This is a genomic window from Blautia sp. XA-2221 (assembly GCF_028767025.1).
GTDB lineage: Bacteria > Bacillota > Clostridia > Lachnospirales > Lachnospiraceae > Blautia_A.
Genome location: NZ_JAJQXX010000006.1, coordinates 120,438 through 142,659, shown reverse-complemented (window position 1 = coordinate 142,659; position 22,222 = coordinate 120,438). Strand labels below are relative to the sequence as shown.

Below are 22,222 nucleotides of genomic sequence, written 5' to 3'. Positions count from 1 at the left end.
AATAAGATTGGAGATTAAAATGAACGTTTTAGATAAGCTTTTAGATGCAGTGAAACTGAACGACGATTACGATGAGGACGATTTTCTGGATGATGATATCCTGGATGAATCCGATGATGACTTTCTGGATGATGACGAAGATGAAAAACCGGTAAAGAAATTTTTTCAGAAATTCGGTAAGAAAAAAGATGATGATTACGATGAGTATGACGAGCTGGATGATGAAGAGGAAGAAGAATCTGCTCAGAAATTCAGTCCGAAATCAGCTTCTTCTGTTTCCAGAGTTACTCCTGTAAAACAGGAAAAGCCCATTCGTACTTCATCCAGTAAGATCACTCCTATGAGAAGCAGCCGTAGAAGCTCTCAGTCTGTGAATATGGAAGTCTGTGTGATCAAGCCTGCATCCATGGAGGATACCCGCGAGATTGCAGACACACTGGTTGACAATTCCACAGTGATCCTGAATCTGGAGGGAATTGATGTGGAGCTTGCACAGAGGATCATTGATTTTACTTCAGGCGCATGTTATTCCCTGGGCGGAAGTCTTCAGAAAGTATCCAGCTACATCTTTGTACTGGGACCATCCAATGTTGACATTACCGGTGATCTCCAGAATATTCTGGGAGGATCTGTTCCGTCAGTAAGAGCAGGATATTAATACAAAATGGAAAAAGATGATTTTTTCATTAAGAGAATCCGGGAACTGGCAAATCTCTCTTATCAGAGAGATATTGTCACCTTTTCGGATTTTCTTAATTTAAACGAACAAAATCTGGTAAAAAGTCAGGCAGCACATTTTCCGGGGATTGTGATAGAAGGGTATGGTGGATATGACGGAGCGGAACGTCAGATCATAGCCTTTTATCCTGCAGATTTGGGATTTTACTGGGAATATCCTATCTGCTGTCTAAAGGTTGAACCAAAGGCGGCAAAATTTTCACAGATCCTTACCCACAGAGATTACCTTGGTACGATTCTGGGCCTTGGTGTAGAACGTTCGGTGGTCGGTGATATACTTGTAAAAGAGCAGGGGGCCTGGGTATTCTGCCATGATAAGATTGCAGATTTTATTATGGAGAATCTGTGCAGGGTCCGTCACACAACTGTGACTGTATCAAAAGTAGAAAATCCGGAGGAACTTCCTGCGCCCAGTTTTTCCACGGTTTCCGGAACCTGTACGTCTGTGCGGCTGGATGCTCTTATTTCTATTGCATTTCAGGCTTCCAGAAGCAGTATGGTTTCCTATATTGAAGGCGGTCAGGTTTTTGTAAATGGAAAATTGATCACTTCCAATGGATATGAGCCAAAAGAAGGAGATATTATTTCTGTCAGAGGAAAAGGCAGATTTATTTTTGAAAAAATTTCCGGAAAAACCAAAAAAGGCAGGATCGGAGTCTGTCTTCTGAAGTATGTGTAAGAGAACAGGAGGTGTTCGATCATGGAACACAATATCTTAAATGTCCGCCGTGAAAGAGAATTTTATTATCCTATTTATTTTGAAGAAGATTTTTGGGGACTGACCAGCGGACTGAAGCAGGAAAACCTGGTGGATCGTAATGTTTGTATTGTGTCCGATTCCAATGTTTTTCCTCTCTATGGAGAGCAGGTAAAGAAAATCCTGGAGTCTGTAGAAAAATCGGTATCTGTTTTTGTTTTTGAGGCAGGAGAGTCAAGTAAAAACCTTGATACTGTCCAGAAACTGTACAGGACATTAATTGAAAATAAAATTGACCGTACAGGTTTTCTGGTGGCTCTGGGAGGCGGTGTAACCGGAGATCTCACCGGTTTTGCCGCTGCCACCTATCTTCGCGGCATTGACTTTGTACAGATTCCCACCACGCTACTGGCTCAGGTAGACAGCAGTGTTGGCGGAAAAACAGGAGTGGACTTTCTGCAGTACAAAAATATGGTAGGAGCCTTTCACCAGCCCCGCCTGGTATATATGAATATGAAAACGCTAAGCACCCTTCCTGAAACAGAATTTATTTGTGGAATGGGAGAGGTTCTGAAAACAGGACTGATTTGCGACAGCGAACTGTTCCGTTCTGTATGCAGACAGAAAAAGCAGATCCGGGAACTTGACAGTCGGATTCTTGCTTCTGTGATCCGCAGGTGCTGTGAGATCAAAGCCGGCGTTGTAGAGAGGGATCCAAAAGAGAAGGGAGAACGAGCGCTTCTGAATCTTGGACATACTATAGGCCACGCTGTAGAAAAGCTTATGGATTTTCAGCTGCTTCATGGACAGTGTGTTGCAGTGGGAGCTATAGCCGCAGCTGCAATATCCAGGAACAGAGGGCTTCTGTCAGATGAAGAATATCAGGAGATTCTTTGTGGATGCAAAGATTTCGGGCTTCCGGTTGCCGTGCAGGGTCTGGATCCGGAGAAGATCCTGGAAGCAACCAGAAATGACAAAAAAATGGAACAGGGCCATATTAAATTTATTCTGATGAAAGGAATCGGAAACAGTTTTATAGATAAAACCCTGTCAGATGAAGAAATTTTGGCGGGTATTCAGGAGATTTTGCAATGACTGGAAAACAGGATCGAAATACAAGTACCTTTCCTGTAACGATCTGTGGCTTCTGGTGGTGCTTTTCTGTCATTCTGCTTACCACTCTTGATCAGTGGACAAAATACCTGGCAGACAGACGTTTAAAGGGGGCACCTGGCATTTCACTGATCCCCGGAGTATTAGAGCTGTCTTATCTGGAAAACCGCGGTATGGCTTTTGGGATGTTTCAGGGCAGGCAGATTCTTTTTCTTACCCTGTGTATTCTGTTTTTTGCAGTGCTTTTATATTTGTATGTGCGTATACCGAAAAACAAATATTATCTGCCTCTTCTGATAACAGGAGCAGTTCTGGTTTCCGGCGCTCTGGGGAATTTTATTGACCGTCTGTTTTACGGATATGTCATTGATTTTATCTATTTTTCCCTGATCGACTTTCCGATATTTAATGTGGCAGACATTTTTGTTGTGTGCGGAGGCATTGTTTTTGTTATTCTGGTAGGCTTCTGTTACAAAGATGAGGATTTTGATTTTATAAAACGAAAAAGGGATCATTCATGAAGATTTTAAATTTTACAACCGGACAGGAGGAAACTTCTGTCCGTATTGACCGTTATCTGGCAGAAAAATGCCCTGAATTTTCGCGTTCCTATCTCCAGAAACTTTTGAAGGAACAGGCTGTTTCTGTAAATGGAAAGCCGGTAAAAGCCAATTACAAAATACAGCCGGAAACGGAAATATGTCTGGAAATTCCTGATATGGAGCCTCTGGATATTAAACCGGAAGCCATTCCTCTGGATATTCTGTACGAGGATGATTATCTTCTGGTGGTAAATAAGCCAAAGGGGATGGTGGTTCACCCCGCTGCAGGGCACACAGAAGGAACTCTGGTAAATGCAGTGATGGCGCACTGCGGTAACCGGCTTTCCGGAATCAACGGGGTTTTGCGTCCTGGAATTGTTCACCGAATTGACAAAGATACTACAGGAGCTCTTCTGATCTGTAAAGAAGATTCCGTACACAGAGATCTTGCAGAGCAGCTGAAAGAACATTCCATAAAAAGGCGTTATCGGGCCATTGTAGCCGGGAATCTAAAAGATGACGAAGGAACTGTAGAAGGCCCTATCGGACGCCATCCTACTGACCGTAAAAAAATGGCCATTAACAATAAAAACGGAAAACCAGCAGTCACACATTATAAAGTTCTGGAGCGTTTTGGACAGTATACTTACATTGAATGCAGGCTGGAAACAGGCCGGACTCACCAGATCCGTGTACATATGACAAGCATCGGACATCCACTTCTTGGAGATACCGTGTATGGTTCATCCAAAAATCCTTTCCATCTTCAGGGTCAGACGCTTCACGCAATGGTTCTGGGATTTGTCCATCCGGTAACAGGCGAATATATGGAATTTACCGCACCTTTGCCAGAATATTTTGTTAAGTTGTTAGAAAAATTACGAAAATAGTTGGCATTTCCCTGGAAATCATGTATAATATATGTCAGAAGTATGTTCGCAGAAGGGAGTGTATCGCTTATGAGTAATACAACAAGTTCAATTATTACAATCGGAAGAGAATATGGCAGTGGAGGACGACAGATCGGTCAGGAGGTTGCCAGATACTTTGGCATCAAATGCTACGACAAAGAACTTCTGGAGCGCGCGGCAAATGACAGTGGAATCTGTAAGGAGCTGTTTGAACATCATGATGAAAAGCCAACAAACAGTTTTTTGTATTCGCTTGTTATGGATACCTATTCCTTTGGATATTCTTCTGCAGGATTTAATGATATGCCAATGAATCATAAGATCTTTCTGGCGCAGTTTGATGCGATCAAAAAGCTGGCGGAAGAGGGGCCATGCGTTATGGTAGGCCGCTGTGCAGATTATGCACTTTCGGACTGCCCAGACTGCTTCAGCATTTTTATTCATGCAGATATGGATGCCAGAATCCGTAGAATTGCTTCAAAATACGGAAAATCAGATAAAGAAGCCAAGGATCTTATTGTTAAAACAGATAAGAGCAGAGCAAGCTATTATAATTATTACACAAATAAAAAATGGGGTTCTGCCAAGGATTATAACCTGTGTATTGACAGCGGTAAGCTGGGAATTGACAATGCGGCAAAAATCATTATCAATTCGGTTCAGATTTTTGATGAATCCAAGAAAAAATAAAATAAATAAAAGCAGAAAGTTATCAACACCGGGGAACAGACAGATTCCCCGGTGTTTTACAAAAAGCAAAAGAAAGGAACTGTTTTATGAGACTTTTTATTCAAAGAGTTCTGCAGGCCGAGGTAACTGTAGATGGAAATACTGTAGGTAAGATTGGAAAAGGGCTTCTGGTATTTGTGGGAGCCGGAAAGGAAGATAACCGGGAAATTGCAGACAAATACCTGAAAAAGCTTCTGGGGCTGCGTATTTTTGAAGATGAGGCAGGAAAAACAAATCTTTCTCTGAAGGACGTAGAAGGAGAACTTTTGCTGGTTTCCCAGTTTACTCTGTATGCAAACTGTAAAAAAGGAAATCGTCCCAGTTTTATTGAAGCCGGAGCCCCGGATATGGCAGAGGAACTTTATGAGTATATGATCCGTGAGGCCCAGAAAACAGTTCCTGTTGTGGAACACGGTATTTTTGGAGCAGATATGAAAGTAAGCCTTGTTAATGACGGGCCGTTTACCATACTTTTAGACGAGCATATATTATAAATCAGTAAAAGCTCGATTGATAATAAGCAATCAATTAGAAGAACAAGATCGATTGGAATCAGAAAACAGCCCCCGAAAAGCAGAAATGGGGGCTTCTGTTGCAATCTATATCTATACGACAAACCCGAGTTTTTCATATAGATGTTGCCGGAAAACCACTTCTGTGGTATAATGATCAAGAAAATCATACTTTCAACAATATATTGCTGAGTTTCATTGTACCGTAATTATGCTGTATTTTTATACGATACATATGATTTTTCTATATATCCTTTGTCTTTTGCACTATAACTATTTTATTTAAAAAATAATAAGGAGTTTTTTATGGAACCAAAGCAAACTTATCACGAACATACTGATATTGAAAATACTTTGCGGCTTCGTCAGGTTCTTGCAACCTTGCCGCCTTTCTGCAGGGATTATTTCCGCGCCATTGACTCGACAACCACCACAAAAACAAGAATTTCCTATGCCTACGATATCCGTATCTTTTTCCAGTTTCTTCTGGATACAAATCCTGCTTTTAAGGATAAATCCATGACTGATTTTTCTATAAATGTGCTGGATCAGGTAAAAGCCCTTGATATCGAGGAATACCAGGAATATCTGAAAGTTTACCACAATCATAATGGCGATAAAATGGAAACCAATGGTGAACGAGGCCTGAAGCGGAAAATTTCTGCTCTCAGAAGTTTTTACGCCTATTATTATAAAAGGGAAATGATCGAAACAAATCCTGCGGTACTTGTAGATGTGCCAAAGATTCACGAAAAAAGTATTATCCGTCTTGATGCAGACGAGGTTGCTCTGCTTTTGGATCACATTGAACACGCTGGCGATACTCTGACCGGCCAGAAACGGGCTTACTGGGAAAAGACAAAGGAACGTGATCTGGCTATTGTAACTTTGCTTCTTGGAACCGGAATCCGTGTTTCTGAATGTGTGGGACTTGATATTGAAGATGTGGATTTTAAGAATAATGGAATTAAAGTTACCCGAAAAGGCGGAAATGAAATGGTTGTCTATTTTGGACCAGAGGTAGAAAAAGCTCTGAAAAATTATCTGGAAGTCAGAGAAAACATAATTCCTCTCCCCGGCCATGAACACGCTCTCTTCTACTCTTCCCAAAAAAAGCGCATCGGTGTGCAGGCCATTGAAAACCTCGTAAAAAAATATTCCCGTGAAATCACAACCACTAAAAAAATTACCCCTCACAAGCTTCGTAGTACCTATGGTACGGCTCTTTACCAGGAAACCGGCGATATTTACCTTGTAGCGGACGTTTTGGGGCACAGAGATGTAAATACTACCAAAAAGCATTACGCGGCCTTAGACGACGCCAGACGGCGTCAGGCAGCCACTGCAGTAAAGTTAAGGGAGGACTGATATCCTCCCACTTTTATTTGCTTTTATTTCTTCCCAGATAACGGTCATATGTACGGAAAATTTAAGTATTTAAAAAATCTCACCCCAAAGCTTGAAACAGAGGCCAAAAAATGTCGGGATGTATGAATTAAATTTTATACACCCCAACATTTATTATAGAACCATATTATAGAATTCCAAAAAACAGGAGCTCTGCCAAAAGGCGGAACTCCTGTAAAACCTTCCCCATCATATGTAGTTTTATAAAATAAAAATTAAATATTATAAAGCTGTTGCAATCTTATCCTGAAATTCAGCCGGGATTTCTTCTTTATCAAGAGATACGCTGATGATAAAGGAAATACCAAATTTTTCTCCAATTTCCTCAAGCTGCTCAAGAGTACCAGAAATATCAAGGCCTTCCAGTTTAGCTGTTGTCAAAAAGCTGTCCAGATAAATCTGCTCAAGGTCATGATCCTGAGAAACAATGCCACAAATAAATCCAACAAATTCATCTGCATTTATGATCGGATATCCGGATACATCGATCAGACGAACCTTATTGTTCAGTTCATACATATGTTTCGTGCTTTTGTCTAAGTAAACAATGCTGCCATTTACATTCTTAATTGCGCCGTTCACTTTGTCTAACAGTACTTTTGTTTTGCCCTTGCCTTTCTTTCCTACGATCAGTTCAACCATGCTGTTTTCCTCCTTAGACACAATATAATATTAATTTTTAACAAAAACTTTTATTAATATGTTCTAATTATAGTGCATTTTATCATAAAATTCAATGCCTAATTCTGAAAAAATTGTGTTTTTTACAAATTTTTTATTTTGTATTGGCATTTTCGAGGAGTGAACTCATCTGCTGATAAAGAAGATCTTTTGTGGAAGCACCCATGACAATGGAAACATAGGGATCCCCGTAAGCATTCTGGCTTAAAAGCGCCAGACAGTTTCCTGCATCGCTGGTGGTTCCGGTTTTCCCCCCCAGAACAGTGATTCCCTTGGGGGCAGTTGCCTCTCCGGTCAGATAATGGTCTGTTGCAGTCAGAGGCGTATTGACTTCTGTTCCGTCGCTGCTTTGATAGGAAATCGTGTAAGAACCAAGCTGGGTGATCTCTGTAAATTCCGGGAATCTTAAAGCTTCCTTCAGCATCAGGTAAATGTCATAGGGCGTTGTATAATGGTTTTCGTCCTGAAGGCCGTGAGGATTTGTAAAATGAGTGCCTGTGCAGCCAAGCTGTGCCGCATAGCTGTTCATCATGTCCACAAATTTTTCTGTGGAGCCTCCGATATGAGTGGCAATGGCTGATGCCGCATCATTTCCGGAATACACAAGAAGTCCGTGCACCAGCTCGTCCATGGTAACCTTATCTCCTACCTGGAAGCCAATCACCTGCGATCCTTCTTCCAGAGTGATATTCTCTTCTGAAATTGTTACCACATCCTCCATATTTCCATACTGGAAAGCAAGAAGCGCTGTCATGATCTTTGTGATACTGGCAGGATATACTCTGTCATAGGCTCCTTTGGAATACAGCACCTGTTTGTTTTTTATATCCAGGAGAAGTCCCTCCTGATCTCCCTCCAATGTTACGGTATCCAGAAGAGTATCTCCAGAAACCACACACAGATCTGCCGCAAAGCCGGCTGCCTTTCCTTCCGAACCGGTGATCCGGGAATTCGAAAATTCTGCAGAAACGCTGTACTTTTGTACCGGTCCCCGAAAAAAAGTTTTTCTGACAATAAATACAGCAGCTCCTGCTCCTGCAAGCAGTGATGCGACCAGAAGTATCAAAAGAAGGATACGGATGACTTTTTTCCTTCGCATCTGTTTTATTCTCGCTGCTCTTCTTCTCTGAGCAGCCGGTGAAGAAACCTGTGTCCTCCTTTGCGGCTCCTGTTTGCGTTCTTTTACAGGAGAAGCTCCGTTTCCGGAGTTTCTGCGTACTTTTTTATCCAAGCCAGCGCTTCTCTGTCTTTCGGTATCTGTTTTTCGTCTGCGAACAGGCTGTTCGTTTCTCATAAATATTCCTCTTTCTTATCGGGCATTGTTTTCTGAAGTTCTTTGTTATATAAGCTGCTCTGAAGACCTACGTTCAGAACAAGCCCCATTCCAGTATAAAGACTGATAAGAGAAGTCAGTCCGTAGCTTACAAACGGAAGGGGAGTTCCTGTATTTGGCCCCATTCCGGTGGCTACACAGATATTCAGAAAGCTCTGGAAAGCAACAATACTTCCCATTCCACAGCAGATGATCTTTCCGGACAGATCCTTTGCACGGAGTCCCATATGAATGCATTCCAGGGCAATTGCCAGAAGAAGAAGGATAATGGTTGTACATCCGATAAATCCATATTCCTCTCCCGCTACTGCAAAAATAAAGTCCGTTTGGTTTTCGGCCACAAAGTTTCCTTCATTTACTGATGCAACAGAATCACCGGACAGTTTCTTGCCGGTAAGTTCTCCGGATGCAATAGCTGTCTTGGAGTTATCTTGCTGCTGTGTGTCATCTGTGTATTCTTCATTTTCCGGATAAAGAAAAGCCATGATACGGTCTCTCTGATAGTCTTTAATAAGCTTCTGCTCCGGCTGTACCACGATCATCAAAAAGATCACCACTAATGGAATTGCAATCAGAAGCGCACCTCCGATAATACGGTAGCTCAGTCCGGCAATATAAATCAGAACACAGAACACAACTGTGATCATGATCGTGTTTTTCAGATCCGGCTGATCCAGGATCAGGTAAAGAGGCACGGCCAAAAGAACTGCCGATTTTGCCAGTGTACGAAAACTGTTCAGATCCTCTTCATGATCCATAAAAAATCTGGCAAAAAAAAGAATAATAATAATTTTTGCAAGCTCTGTAGGCTGGAACCGGATAAAACCAAAATCTATCCAACGCGCTGCGCCGTTTGCAGTATCTCCAAAAAGGCGCACGATCAGAAGCAGCACAATATTGCCGCCGTACATGATCCACTGAAAGTTTGAGATCCAGGAATAATCTATGAGAGACAGGATTACCATGATAACCAGACCCATGATCACACCCATAAGCTGCTTGAGCATCAGATCCTCACGGGCGGTACCTACCAGTACCACACCGATGGAACTGATGACCAGCAGAAACAGAAGCAGTCTGAAATTGTAAAAACGAAGCTTATACTGTTTAATCATTTTGTCCTTTGTTCCTTTTTTGATCTGACAGGAATGTCCGCATGAAACACAGGAGGTTCCTGCGTAATGCGGATCTTGACTTCTGTCTCGTCAATTGTAATATATTTTTTTACTGTATGTATCATATCGTTTTTCAGCATTTTCATCATCTGTGGAGAGCAGTCGATCCGTTCCGACACCAGAAGCATTTTCATTCTGTCTCTGGCATATCCTGCGGAGCGGCCTTTTCCCTGTAAAACGGTTTTCAACAGAACACCCTCCTTTTTATGAGATCATGAAATTATTTTCTGAAAATCTGTCCCAGTCTGCGGAACATTCCTTTTTTCTGGCGGATTTCCATAAATGGAACTTCCTCACCAAGAAGACGTCTGCAGATATTTTTGTATTCCTCTTCTGCCTGGGACTTTTTGCCGGAAAGAGGTTCTCCCTGATTGGCAGCTACAACGATCTGTTCGTCGTCAGGAATGGTTCCAATGAGATCTACTGCCAGTATCTCGATCACATCATCCACTGACATCATATCTCCCCTGGCGATCATATCCGGTCTCAGCCGGTTGATGATCAGATGGATATCTCTCAGTCCTCCGGCTTCCAGAAGACCAATGATACGGTCTGCATCGCGGATGGCAGAAACCTCCGGAGTTGTCACTACAAGAGCCTTATCCGCTCCGGCGACTGCATTTTTAAATCCCTGTTCGATTCCTGCCGGACAGTCCAGAAGAACATAATCAAATTCTTCCCGAAGCTCCTCGGTCAGTTTGATCATCTGCTCCGGAGAAACTGCAGACTTGTCCTTTGTCTGAGCGGATGGCAGGAGAAACAGCTCCGGATGACGTCTGTCATGGATCAGAGCCTGCTTCAGTCTGCAGCTTCCGTTTATCACATCTACAAGATTATATACAATTCTGTTTTCCAGTCCAAGTACCACATCCAGATTGCGAAGACCGATATCTGTGTCCACCACAACTGCTTTTTTGCCTGCCATGGCAAGTCCGGTGCCGATATTGGCAACTGTTGTGGTTTTTCCCACTCCGCCCTTTCCAGATGTAATAACAATGACCTCACCCATGTTTCTGATTCCTCCTAAAAGATATGTTCCATAATTCTGGTTTTCTCTCTGGTATTTTACACCGGACTGATATCAGTCATTGGATGTATTGCTGACATCCGTGGATGCATAGCCTGTCAGAATGGTATCCTCATCTGCCAGATCAAAAATGTATTCCATAATATCATTTGCTGTGGTGCAGGCATTTCCGGAAGAATATCCATTGGCAATACGGACTGCAACAGCATACTGCGGCTGATCAGAAGGCGCATAACCGATAAAAAGACCGTGGTTCGGCTGTCTGTAGTCAATCTCTGCCGTACCTGTCTTTCCGGACAGTGCCACGCCCAGTCCGTTAAACTGTTCGTGAGTCTGTACCACACGGCGCATGCCGTCATGGATATCTTCCCAGACATAGGACGGCACATCAGTCATTTCGCTTTTGACAACAGGCTCGTACGTCTTCTGTGTCTGTCCCTGGGAATCTGTCACCTTATCCAGAAGAGACAGATCATACACAGTTCCGGAAGTTGCCAGCGCTGTAGCGTATCTGGCAAGCTGGCTGGTTGTATAAAGGTGGTTACCCTGTCCGATATAGGAAGGAACTGCCTTGCTGTCCGAAACGTGAGGAGTCGCCTCTGAAATTTCAATTCCTGTGTTTTCATCCAGACCAAACTCCTCTGCATATTTCTGGAGTTTGGAAAGACTGAGATTTTCTGAAAACTCGTCTTTTTCATTTTTTCCGGCCTCAAAGCCGATCATGTTAAAATAATAGTTGCAGGACTGTTCGATTGCGCCTCTGATCTCCAGAGCGCCATGTCCGTTTTTGTTCCAGCAGTTAATAGGCGGATTGACCAGATCAAATTTTCCTGTACATTCAATATAGGTTCCATCATCGATCAGATTCTCCATCATTCCGGTCACTGCTGACAGAAGCTTCAGGGTGGAACCCGGAGCAGTTGTCTGCTGCGTGGCCTTGTTAAAGAAAGGACTGGAAAGATCAAGGGAAAGTTTGGTGTAATAATCCGTATCCATCTCATTGCTGAGTCTGTTATTGTCATATCCCGGATAGGATACGCAGGCCAGAACCTTTCCGGTATTTACATCCGTCACTACAGCCGATGCAGAACATGGCTTCAGCGCAAGCTGTGCGGGCTCAATTTCCAGATTGGCGATTTTATTGATCATAAAATCATAGGAGTTAAGCTCCCCGGATGCAAGTTGGGAATATGCATCGTCTTCTTTGGAAAGAACTCCCTGCTCATAAAGTACAAGGCAGAGATCCTGACCGGAGATCTGATCATTCATAAGCAGATACTTGTACAGAAGCTTGGAAAAGCCAAGATCTGTTTTCAGGTAATCCACTATGTAGGAGGTCATAGCCTGATAAATTTCTGCCGAATCCAGGTATTCTCCCTCTGGAGAAATTACAGAGATATCAATCCAGTTCTGCCCGGCAGCATAGTTCAGATATTCTCTGAGACTGATGCTTTCTTCCTCTGTCCATGCCAGATAGGTAGGGTCAGAAGTGTCAATTGCATCTTTGGAGATAACGCCCAGAGTATCTCGGAGTACCGTGTCGCAGATATAAGTCAGATATTCCTGTACTTCTTCGGATTCATCCTTATATGCCGGCGGATTGTCACCTGTCAGCCTGTTAGTTATTGTATCAAAAACTTCCTGCTGCTTTTGTTGAAATTTGGCATATAAATTTTTTTCTATGTCGGAAGCATCCTGATCATTGAATTTTTCAATATCAATGACACTGTTTGCTACCAGAGCATTGTAAACATCATAAATTGGCACGGAAATCTGACTGGCATCTTTTACGCCTTCAAAATCAAATTTCTTCGTATTTTCAATACGGGTCAGAAGCACACCTGCAACACGCTGTTTCAGGATCTGATAAATAGCGCTCTGCCAGTCTGAATCAATGGACAGATATACGTCGTTTCCCGCCACAGGAGGCTCAATGGTGTTTTCATCAATTTTCAGGACTTTTCCAAGATTGTCAACCGTTACGGTTTCCTGTCCGTCTGTTCCGTGAAGAAACTGCTCCATATGCTGTTCGATTCCGGCCTTTCCGACTACTGCATCGTTGGAATAGTCGGGATTTTCTTTTTTCAGAGCTTCCAGCTCTTCAGCAGATGCCCGTCCGGTATACCCCAGAACCGGTCCCATACTTTCATCATCAATATACTGACGCACCGAATCCTCGATCACGTCAATTCCCTGAAGCTGACTCTGGTTTTCCATAACTGCAGCCACTGTGCTTTCGCTTACGTTTGTGGCAATGGTAACAGCCATGTATTTCTGGAAACTGTTTGTATTGAGTTTATAACGCATGGATGCAATATCCAGGATTTCCTGTCTGGAAAGTTCCTGAGGAAGTCCGTACTGCTTCAGCTCTTCCGGTGTATAGGCGTCCTCACCATAAAGAACAATAGAGAAGCCATCGCTTCCTGTCAGATAATTCACAATATCTTCGGCAGAGGCAGAAGCCTGTTCTTTCGTAAGATCATCGATCAGAGGATGTCCGTAAATATCTGCCTTAAATCTGCTAAGTGCAAAGCCTTCTCCCACATCAAATGCGTAATTTCCATTTTCGTCAAGTATAATGTGGAAATCACCGGAAAGGGTATCCCCGTTTTCTGACAGAATCTGGAGAACCCGGTATGCAACCCCATTCAATGTAAGATTTTTTTCACGGGTAGTTTCATAGCTTCCGTTATCTTCAAACGTCAGGGAGTAGGACAGAATATTGGAAGCTACCATTTCGCCGTTTCTGTCATAAATATTTCCCCTTGTACTTTTCAGTACACGGGTTTTGGTGATACGGTTTTCAAATTCGCTGATATAGTTTTCACCCTGGATGATCTGCAGCTCAAAAACCTGGCGGATCAGGATAAATGCCATTACGATAAACACAATAATCACCACAGTTGTACGTTTCAGTTGGATTTTTTTGATCAGTTTTTTTATTTTAGTACCCAAATAGACTCACTTTCTTTCCTGACGGGGGTCATAAAATGATGATTGATATAATAAAAGATCCTGTATACGATCACCGTCAGAAATACGGTATAAACAATTTCAGGAATAATAATTCTGTACAGATAGGTAAACAGATTCATACGTCCCCTTAACAGGAACTGGAATCCGTAAACAGCCAGATTATAAAAAAGATCCATGGCTGCAGTAAGAAGGATGGGAACCTTCAGGTCATTATCGTAATAAATACGGTAGGTATATCCGCTGATAAATCCCACATACATATAGATCAGCGCATAAAATCCAAGAACAGAGCCAAAAAACAGATCTGTCAGAAGACCGCAGAAAAATCCGGTCCACATTCCACCTTTTCGCCCGCGCATCAATCCCATGGAAATACACAGGATCAAAAGAAGGTTCGGTGTAATAGAACCAATAGAAATCGAGTGAAGGACCGTGGACTGCAAAAGGAAACAGACAATAATAGTAAAAAACAGAACAAGTTTACTTTTCATTATTCTGCCTCCTTTGCAGCATCCTCTTCTGAGGCTGCATCACTTTTGTTCTCCTCAGCCTTTCCCTGTACTGCGTCCTGCTTGTTGGTTGTGATCACAAACACATCTTTTAAATGCTGGAAATCAACCGGAGTAACAAGAGTACCTGTTTTGGTCAGGTTATTGGTATCCAGTTCGATCTCACTGACGTATCCGATAAACAGTCCTTCCACATATTTGTCACTGATATTGGAGGTAACAATTCTCTCTCCTACGGAAACCTTGTCTTCTCTGTCGTAAAGCTGGCTGAATCTCAGTTTTCCTTCATCGATCAGTTCAAGATCTCCCTCTACCACACAGATATCATCTGTACTTACTGTCATGGCGCTGACATTGCTGCTGTCATCAATAATAGAACGGACTGTGGCCCAGTTGGAGCCTACCTCCGTGACAATACCTACCAGACCTTTTCCGGCAATCACATTGTTGTCCACACGGATACCGTCGTTGCTTCCTCTGTTGATCATAAATGTATCATACCAGTTTCCGGGATCTTTGGAAATGATCCTGGCAGCAACCTTTGGATAATCCGTATATTCCTCATCCAGCTTATAGAGCTGTTCCAGACGGGCAAGTTCAGCCTGATCCTGTAAAAGCACATTATTCTGTTCTGTCAGTGTGTCTACTGTTGTCTGCAGTTCTTTGTTCTGCTGGATCAGATCTTCTTTTTCCCGGAAACTGTTCTGAACCCCGGTCATCCACTGGCCGATAGATGCAATGGATTTTTCAAAGGGAACAATAATCAGCCCGGCTGCTTCCTGCAATGGCGCTGAAGTCACACCGGAAGCAAGGGTGGCAACAATGGCGCTGACACAGAAGAAGGTCATAATTGCCAGAAGATGTTTACTTTTTAAATGAATACGAAATCGAAATTTCTTTTTCAGGTTTTTCATGGATCATACCCCTAAAAAATTATAATTTACGTTGCTTTACGGGCTGCGCCCATTTTTCCAGTTCCCGGTTCCGGATGATCTTTTCCAGACCGCTTACGGAAGAGGTCTCATAAAGCTCAGAAAGCCGGAAAGAAAAACCGGTATAACTTGCAAGATAATTGTCTATGTACGGAAGCCGCGTGCTTCCTCCGGTAAGATAAATGCCCTCTCTGGAAATATGATAAGCGATCTGCGGAGGCGTTCTCTCAAGAAATGTTTTCATTTCCGATGCAATCGCATTGACACAGTTCATAATTCCCGCATTGACTACATATCCGGAAATGATCTCTTCTCGTGGAAGTCCGGAAATACTATCGATTCCCACAACCTTGCGGGCATCTTTTTTCTGGTCGTTCAGTCTTCCCATGGCAAGCTTCAGACGTTTCCCGGTTCTGGTTCCGATCTGAAGGCTGTAACGTTTGCGGATCTCACTGCAGATGGCCTCATTCATCTGCCTTCCTCCAATGGGAATCTTTTTGGAGATAATGATCTTTCCGTCTGTAATGATGGAAAACTGTGTACTCTGCGCCCCGATATTTACCACCATGCTTCCGGGATTGTTCTCCAGGGTGATTCCAAGGGCAAGAGCATCCGCAATAGGAGCCTCCACCATATATACCCGGTTCTTTCGGAGCCAGTGACCGTTTACCACATGATAATATGCTCTTTTTTCTACGGCAGTCATATCAAGAGGTACGGAAAAAAAGATATCCGAGCCGATGCCAAGAAATTTGTCGATTTTTTTCATCATACTGTAAAGAGCGATCTCCTGGAGCTCCAGATTGGCGATCATACCAAAAGCCATCGGCGAATTTACAACGATATCAACAGGTGATTTTTCAAACATATCGTATGCTTCATTGCCCACGGCGATAATCCTGCGTCCCTTTGACGCAATCATGTTCTTTTCAAGATAGGTTCTGTTTCTCAGAAAAGAATAGACCTTAATGGTACTGCTCCCAAGATCTATCCCGTATGTTTTTTTAATCAGCATAAATCTGCCCCTTTATCTCATCATTCCCCGTTCTTTGAAGCTGGTGTAACTGCGATCCCCGATAATAATATGGTCAAGAAGATGAATTCCCAGTATTTCTCCTGCTTCACAGATCCGCTGTGTGATTTCTCTGTCGCAGCTGCTGGGTTCCGGATCTCCTCCAGGATGATTGTGAACAAGGATCAGGCTGACGGCATGGCAGCGGACAGCCTCCATATATATTTCTCTAGGTGTGACAAGGGTGGCATTAACCGTCCCCTTGGAGATCAGCCTTTCGGACAGAAGATGGTTTCTGTTGTCCAGCATCATACAGATCAGAAGCTCCTGCTCCTGATGACGGAGTCTTTCCATGTAATAGGAAGCAATAGAATCCGGATGATGAAAACTTAAAGACGGCTTTGCCGCTGCCATGGAAATGCGTTTGGACAACTCTCCGATGCATTTCAGCTGAACAGCTTTCACCTTTCCCACCCCGTGGATCCTTTCAAGATCCGCGAGAGAACTGTGAATAAGTCCCGGCAGTCCGGGATAGGACGATTCCTGCATATGCTTCAGTATGTTATTGGCCAGAGAAAGCGAACTGCACCCTCTTGTGCCGCAGCGGAGAATTACAGCAAGGAGCTCACTGTCACTTAACGCTTCCTCTCCTTTACGGATACATTTCTCATAGGGTCTTTCGGTCTCCGGCAGATCCTTCATGGTCTGTTTCATATGGTTTACCTGCGGTTCTCTGTGCAAGGCCAGGAAAGAATCAAACTTTATTTTAGCATAAAAAGAGAGAGATGTATACTCTCTCCTTTGTTTTTTTATAATTTCATTATATATTCAGAAGCAATCCACTCTGCGGTTTTTATCCCGTCCATAGCTGCGGAAGTAATTCCTCCGGCATATCCTGCGCCCTCTCCACAGGGATAAATACCTGTAATATTGGAAAGCCCTTTCTGATCCCGCACAAGCCGGACCGGTGAAGAGGTACGGCTTTCTATGCCGCTTAAAACCGCATCTTTTCTGTCAAAACCGGGAAGCTTTTTCCCAAAGGCATAAACGCCTTCTTCAATGGAATCCCCAATCTCTAAGGGAAGTATGGAACGTACATCTGTCAGTACATAGTCGCCTTTGATATTTGGGCGGATTTCTCCCAGTTCTCTGCTTGCCTGATGTGTACAGAAATCTCCAAAAAGCTGTACCGGAACCTTCCCCTTTCCAAGCTCCCAGGCTTTTTTCTCAAGATCGCGCTGGAAAGCAATGCCGCCAAGAGCTCCCTCCTCCGGAAAATCCTCAGGAGTAACCGTTACGATCAGAGCGCTGTTGGCATTTTGTCCGTCTCTGGCCTGATAGCTCATACCGTTGACTGCCAGAAGGCCCTGTTCCGAAGATGCATTTACCACATAGCCCCCCGGACACATACAGAAAGAGTATACGCCTCTGCCGTTTTTACAGGTATGAGTTACCTTATAGCTTGCAGAACCAAGGATTTTATTTTCCGGTTCTCCGTAAAGATCCTGATTGATCATGGACTGAGGATGCTCGATACGCAGTCCCACGGCAAAAGCTTTTGGTTCCATGGCAAGTCCTCTGTCTTTCAACATAAAAAAGGTATCTCTTGCACTGTGCCCCACGGCCAGAACACATACCTGCGCCGGAATCTGTTCTGCATGATTGACCTCCACTGCTTTCAGCTTTCCGTTTTCTGTATGGAGATCTGTCACTTTGGAACGGAACCGGAATGTTCCTCCCATTTCTTCAATCTGATGTCTCATGGTCTGGACAATATTTACAAGTACATCCGTGCCAAGATGTGGTTTCTGCTGATAAAGGATTTCAGGATCAGCGCCTGCTTCTGTAAAACGCTTCAGAACCTCCCGGTTTCTTCCTGAGGAATCTTTAACCAGAGTGTTCAGCTTTCCGTCCGAAAAAGTACCTGCGCCTCCCTCACCAAACTGAACATTGGACTCCGGATCAAGAACACCGTTTTTCCAGAACCGGTTTACCGTTTCCATTCTTTTCTCTGCCTCTTCTCCCCGCTCCAGTACCAGGGGACAATAACCTGCCCTGGCAAGATACCAGGCGCAAAAAAGTCCTGCAGGGCCGCTTCCGACAATAATCGGGCGGGTTTTTAAGGGCTGCTCTCCCGGTTTTGGAAAAGAATAATGCTTTTCATTAGTTGACATAACATTATTATTGTGAACTTTTTTGAGGATTTTCTTTTCATTTTCTGCCTTCACATGCACAGTATATACAAATTTTTTATCCTCTTTATGGCGGGCGTCCAGAGACTGCCGGATAATTTCATAAGAAAATGAAGTCTCGCCGCAGCGGAGAGTTTTTTTTATCTTCTGTCTCAGTTCTGCCTCCGTATGGCTGACCGGAAGCTTCAGCTGACTAATCTGTATCATATAAGCTCCTTTGCTCCGTGAATTCCGGCCACGGCTCCGCTGGACCATGCCCACTGAAGGTTATAGCCTCCGCATGCTCCGTCAATGTCAAGAAGTTCCCCTGCAAAATAAAGTCCTCTGTGAAGTCTGGATTCCAAAGTTGAGGGATTCACCTCGTTGGTGGCGACTCCGCCGGAGCACACCTGAGCCTGATCAAAGCCCAGAGAATCTTTTACGGTAAGCTTAAAGTCCACTGCAGATCTCAGGGGATCTTTCTGCTTTATCAGAAGCCGTACAAGTCGATCCGGAAGAATTCCTGCAAAAAGTTCTTCCTCTGTTTTATAAGGGCAGAGCTCTCTTCTTTTTTCCATAAGCTGCCTCAGCGTTTCTTCTGTGTATTCAGGAAAGAAATTCACGGATAGCTGAACCTGTTTTTTCTCTTTCAGAGCCCGGATAGCATATCTGCTCAACTGGAAAACAGGGATTCCTGAAATTCCATACTCCGTAAGCTGAACCTCTCCTGTTTCCTTTCCCGCTGACTTTTCATCAATAAAAAGCCGGATCTCTGCTTCTGTACGGACACCTGACCACAGAGAAAGGCTGCCGTTCTGGCATTTCAATCCTGTCAGCGCCGGAAGAGGCTGAATGATTTGATGCCCAAGTTCGCTGGCAAGAGCATAGCAGCTTCCGTCTGAACCTGCAACGGCGGAGGCTTTGGAGCCTCCTGCAAGGATCACGGCGCCACCCTGATAAGTCCAGGTTTCTGTCTGTACATTCCAGAGGTTATCTGCAAAAAATATCTTTTTTACATGTTCCAGAGTTTTGATCTTTACTTTCAGGCTCCGGGCCTTCATTTCCAGAAGTTCGGGAACACATTTTGCCTGTCCGCTCCTGGGATACAGCCAGCCCTTCCGTTCTGTTGTAAGAACCCCGATTTCCTCAAAGAAATCCAGGGTGTCTTTTACAGAAAACTGTCCAAAGGTTTCTCTGACAAATTCCGGGTTACTTCCTCTGTAGGCTCCTTCGTACTGATCCAGATTGGTAAGATTACATCTTCCGTTTCCGGTTACTGCAACTTTGCGGCCTGTCTTATCATTGTGCTCCAGAAGAGTGACAAAGGCTCCTGTTTTTGCCGCCTGAACTGCAGCCATCAGTCCTGCTGCACCTCCGCCTACCACGATCAGAGAACGAGACGGATCCACAGGCTTTTTTTTCTTTTTTGCAGGCTGATTTTCTTTCATAGTTACCTCCCTGACAGATGTTATCTGTAATCCTGCAGAATCACGGAAGCGTGATCAGGTGCTTGTCCAGAAGCTTCTGTACAGACATCAGGATTCCAAGCTTTGCATGTTCCCAGGTTAGTCCTCCCTGGAAGTAAACGGCGTAAGGAGGCTTCATGGGACCGTCGGCAGAAAGCTCAATGGAAGATCCCTGAACGAAAGCGCCCGCTGCCATGATCACCTGACTGTCATAGCCCGGCATATCCCAGGGTTCCGGATCTACATAGGAATCCACCGGGGCGGCAGCCTGGATACCTTTACAAAAGGCAACCACACGCTCCGGCTCACCCAAAGTCACTGCCTGGATGATATCCTGTCTTGGCTCCCGTCCGTCCGGGATCACAGGGAATCCCAGTTTTTCATAAATATTTGCAGCAAAAACAGCTCCCTTCAAAGCGCCTTTTGTCACCATAGGAGCCAGGAAAAATCCCTGGTAGAAGGAGCGGTTTACACCCAGAGAAGCTCCTACCTCCATGCCAAGTCCCGGACAGGTCATTCTGCTGGCAGAATTTTCCACACATTCCTTTGTTCCTGCAATGTATCCGCCAATAGGAGCAAGGCCGCCTCCCGGATTTTTAATAAGAGAACCTACGATCATATCTGCACCCACGTCACTTGGTTCAATGGTATCTACAAATTCACCGTAGCAGTTGTCCACCATACAGATCACATCAGGCTTAATGCTTTTTACAAAAGCGATCAGCTCTCCGATTTCTTTTACTGAAAAAGAAGGTCTTGTCTGATAGCCCTTGGATCGCTGGATTTCAACCAGTTTTGTTTTTTCGTTGATAGCGTTCCGGATCCCGTCATAGTCAAATGCTCCGTCCTCTTTCAGATCCACCTGACGATAAGTGACGCCGTATTCTGCGAGAGAGCCTTTTGCCGGGCGGATTCCGATCACCTCTTCCAGAGTGTCATAGGGCTTTCCTGCCAGAGCTAAAAGTTCATCTCCCGGACGAAGATTTCCAAACAGTGCAATGGCAAGAGCATGGGTTCCGCAGGCGATCTGAGGACGTACCAGGCAGGCTTCTGTGTGAAAAGTATCTGCATAGACCTTTTCCAGAGTATCTCTGCCAAAATCGTCATAACCATAGCCTGAGCTTCCGTTAAAACACTCGGAGCTTACCTTGTTTTTCTGCATGGCAAGCAGAACTTTCATCTGATTGTATTCCGCTTTTCTGTCAAATTCCTCAAAACGCTCTTTTAGAGATTCCTCTACCTGTGCACCAAAATCATAAACTTCTTCTGAAATTCCTAATTGTTCATATATTTCTTTCATCATTCAACCTCTTTTTCTTTATTCAATACCTGGGATGTTCCAGGAGGATTCCTTTCTTCCGGCATATTTCCAGCATATAGTCAAGAATTTTATCTTCCTGATAGGCAAACTGATCTTTGTTTACCCAGGTTACTTCCTGCTCTCTCCGAAACCAGGTAAGCTGTCGCTTTGCAAAATGTCTGGTATCCCGTTTCAACACCCTTACAGCTTCCTCAAGAGGGTATTCTCCGTCCAGAAAAGCAAGGATTTCTTTATATCCAAGTCCCTGCATGGACACCATTCCCCTGTGGCAGCCCTCGTTTTTCAGCCGGGTCACTTCTTCCAGAAGCCCCTCCTTCATCATCTGATCCACTCGGAGATCAATCCTTTCATAAAGAAGCTCCCGTGGCATATTCAGTACAAAATAAGCCAGATTGTAGGGACTTTCATGCTGTTTTTGTTCCTCATTGTGAGCAGAGATCGGTGAACCATTCTGATGATAAAACTCAAGAGCGCGGATCACACGCTTTACATTGTGAGCATGAATTGCGTCTGCGCTTACAGGATCTACCTTTCTCAGCATATCATGGAGATGCTCTCCGCCTTTTTCTTCTGCAAGAACTTCCAGTTCCTTCCGGTAATCATTTTCCTGCTGGGCTTCTGTAAAGTCAATATCCTTTGTAACTGCCTGAATATAAAATCCGGTTCCGCCTACCAGAATCGGTACTTTCCCTCTGGAATAAATATCCTCCATGGCTTTTTTTGCCATCTGCTGGAATTTTACAATATGAAATTCTTCCTCCGGTTCCAGAACATCCACCAGATAATGAGGAATTCCCTGCATTTCCTCCGGACGTATCTTTGCGGAACCAATATCCATTTTTTTATATACCTGCATGGAATCTGCAGAAATAATCTCTCCGTTCACTGCCTTTGCAAGCGAAATAGAAAGACTTGTTTTTCCAACTGCCGTAGGTCCGGTCAGTACGATCAAGGGCTGTTTCATATGGCC

At 43.9% G+C, this 22,222-nt stretch carries 22 protein-coding genes; 8 read left to right on the top strand and 14 right to left on the bottom strand.

Annotation, left to right across the window (positions count from 1 at the left end; all coding sequences use genetic code 11):
• Positions 1-19 precede the first annotated feature (19 nt).
• The 8 genes from LU279_RS07380 (at position 20) to LU279_RS07345 (ending at position 6,610) form a co-directional block, all read left to right on the top strand.
• Entirely contained in the window at positions 20-658 is a 639-nt protein-coding gene (locus LU279_RS07380) for a cell division protein SepF (RefSeq protein ID WP_274421934.1), read from the top strand.
• Positions 659-664: 6 nt separating this feature from the next.
• Positions 665-1,417 carry a YlmH family RNA-binding protein gene (locus tag LU279_RS07375; protein ID WP_274421933.1) on the top strand — a complete coding sequence of 251 codons (753 nt, stop codon included), beginning with the start codon at positions 665-667 and terminating at the stop codon, positions 1,415-1,417.
• A gap of 21 nt (positions 1,418-1,438) precedes the next feature.
• Positions 1,439-2,530, top strand: a complete 1,092-nt coding sequence (gene aroB / locus LU279_RS07370) for a 3-dehydroquinate synthase (RefSeq protein ID WP_274421932.1) — start codon at positions 1,439-1,441, stop codon at positions 2,528-2,530.
• Positions 2,527-3,069: a signal peptidase II gene (lspA, locus tag LU279_RS07365; RefSeq protein ID WP_274421929.1), complete on the top strand. Its 543-nt coding sequence runs from the start codon at positions 2,527-2,529 to the stop codon at positions 3,067-3,069. Before aroB ends, lspA begins: the two co-directional genes overlap by 4 nt.
• Positions 3,066-3,980 (top strand): RluA family pseudouridine synthase, encoded by a 915-nt coding sequence (locus LU279_RS07360; RefSeq protein ID WP_274421928.1) that lies wholly within the window; start codon positions 3,066-3,068, stop codon positions 3,978-3,980. The genes lspA and LU279_RS07360 overlap by 4 nt, the downstream gene beginning before the upstream one ends.
• 69 nt (positions 3,981-4,049) lie before the next feature.
• On the top strand, positions 4,050-4,691 hold the full coding sequence (locus LU279_RS07355; RefSeq protein ID WP_274421926.1) for a cytidylate kinase-like family protein: 642 nt from the start codon (positions 4,050-4,052) through the stop codon (positions 4,689-4,691).
• Between the two features lie 86 nt (positions 4,692-4,777).
• Positions 4,778-5,224, top strand: coding sequence for a D-aminoacyl-tRNA deacylase (gene dtd / locus LU279_RS07350; RefSeq protein WP_274421925.1), 447 nt, complete (start codon positions 4,778-4,780; stop codon positions 5,222-5,224).
• A gap of 324 nt (positions 5,225-5,548) precedes the next feature.
• Positions 5,549-6,610, top strand: coding sequence for a tyrosine-type recombinase/integrase (locus LU279_RS07345; RefSeq protein WP_274421923.1), 1,062 nt, complete (start codon positions 5,549-5,551; stop codon positions 6,608-6,610).
• 261 nt (positions 6,611-6,871) lie between these two features.
• Here the strand turns inward: LU279_RS07345 and LU279_RS07340 are convergent, their stop codons facing one another.
• From LU279_RS07340 to miaA, 14 genes are all read right to left on the bottom strand, one after another.
• Complete coding sequence (locus tag LU279_RS07340) at positions 6,872-7,291, bottom strand: twitching motility protein PilT (protein ID WP_274421922.1); 420 nt, start codon at positions 7,289-7,291, stop codon at positions 6,872-6,874.
• A 133-nt stretch (positions 7,292-7,424) separates the two neighbouring features.
• Positions 7,425-8,624, bottom strand: coding sequence for a D-alanyl-D-alanine carboxypeptidase family protein (locus LU279_RS07335; RefSeq protein ID WP_274421920.1), 1,200 nt, complete (start codon positions 8,622-8,624; stop codon positions 7,425-7,427).
• Positions 8,621-9,778 (bottom strand): FtsW/RodA/SpoVE family cell cycle protein, encoded by a 1,158-nt coding sequence (locus LU279_RS07330; protein WP_274421918.1) that lies wholly within the window; start codon positions 9,776-9,778, stop codon positions 8,621-8,623. Before LU279_RS07330 ends, LU279_RS07335 begins: the two co-directional genes overlap by 4 nt.
• Positions 9,775-10,026: a cell division topological specificity factor MinE gene (minE, locus tag LU279_RS07325; RefSeq protein ID WP_274421916.1), complete on the bottom strand. Its 252-nt coding sequence runs from the start codon at positions 10,024-10,026 to the stop codon at positions 9,775-9,777. The genes LU279_RS07330 and minE overlap by 4 nt, the downstream gene beginning before the upstream one ends.
• A gap of 32 nt (positions 10,027-10,058) precedes the next feature.
• Positions 10,059-10,847, bottom strand: a complete 789-nt coding sequence (gene minD / locus LU279_RS07320) for a septum site-determining protein MinD (protein ID WP_274421914.1) — start codon at positions 10,845-10,847, stop codon at positions 10,059-10,061.
• A 72-nt stretch (positions 10,848-10,919) separates the two neighbouring features.
• A complete protein-coding gene (locus LU279_RS07315) occupies positions 10,920-13,820 on the bottom strand; it encodes a penicillin-binding transpeptidase domain-containing protein (protein WP_274421912.1) in 2,901 nt (966 codons plus the stop codon).
• Positions 13,805-14,332, bottom strand: a complete 528-nt coding sequence (gene mreD / locus LU279_RS07310; protein ID WP_274421910.1) for a rod shape-determining protein MreD — start codon at positions 14,330-14,332, stop codon at positions 13,805-13,807. The genes LU279_RS07315 and mreD overlap by 16 nt, the downstream gene beginning before the upstream one ends.
• Complete coding sequence (mreC, locus tag LU279_RS07305; RefSeq protein ID WP_274421908.1) at positions 14,332-15,264, bottom strand: rod shape-determining protein MreC; 933 nt, start codon at positions 15,262-15,264, stop codon at positions 14,332-14,334. Before mreC ends, mreD begins: the two co-directional genes overlap by 1 nt.
• Positions 15,265-15,283: 19 nt before the next feature.
• Positions 15,284-16,297, bottom strand: coding sequence for a rod shape-determining protein (locus tag LU279_RS07300; RefSeq protein ID WP_274421907.1), 1,014 nt, complete (start codon positions 16,295-16,297; stop codon positions 15,284-15,286).
• Between the two features lie 12 nt (positions 16,298-16,309).
• Positions 16,310-17,008 carry a RadC family protein gene (gene radC, locus LU279_RS07295; RefSeq protein WP_274421905.1) on the bottom strand — a complete coding sequence of 233 codons (699 nt, stop codon included), beginning with the start codon at positions 17,006-17,008 and terminating at the stop codon, positions 16,310-16,312.
• A 95-nt stretch (positions 17,009-17,103) separates the two neighbouring features.
• Positions 17,104-18,693, bottom strand: coding sequence for an NAD(P)/FAD-dependent oxidoreductase (locus tag LU279_RS07290; RefSeq protein ID WP_274421903.1), 1,590 nt, complete (start codon positions 18,691-18,693; stop codon positions 17,104-17,106).
• On the bottom strand, positions 18,690-19,913 hold the full coding sequence (locus LU279_RS07285) for an aminoacetone oxidase family FAD-binding enzyme (RefSeq protein ID WP_274421902.1): 1,224 nt from the start codon (positions 19,911-19,913) through the stop codon (positions 18,690-18,692). The genes LU279_RS07290 and LU279_RS07285 overlap by 4 nt, the downstream gene beginning before the upstream one ends.
• A gap of 40 nt (positions 19,914-19,953) precedes the next feature.
• The gene (locus LU279_RS07280; RefSeq protein WP_442870146.1) at positions 19,954-21,231 is read right to left on the bottom strand and encodes a methionine gamma-lyase family protein; all 1,278 of its coding nucleotides are present in this window, start codon (positions 21,229-21,231) and stop codon (positions 19,954-19,956) included.
• A gap of 22 nt (positions 21,232-21,253) precedes the next feature.
• Positions 21,254-22,216, bottom strand: a complete 963-nt coding sequence (gene miaA / locus LU279_RS07275) for a tRNA (adenosine(37)-N6)-dimethylallyltransferase MiaA (protein WP_274421900.1) — start codon at positions 22,214-22,216, stop codon at positions 21,254-21,256.
• Between the last annotated feature and the right edge of the window lie 6 nt (positions 22,217-22,222).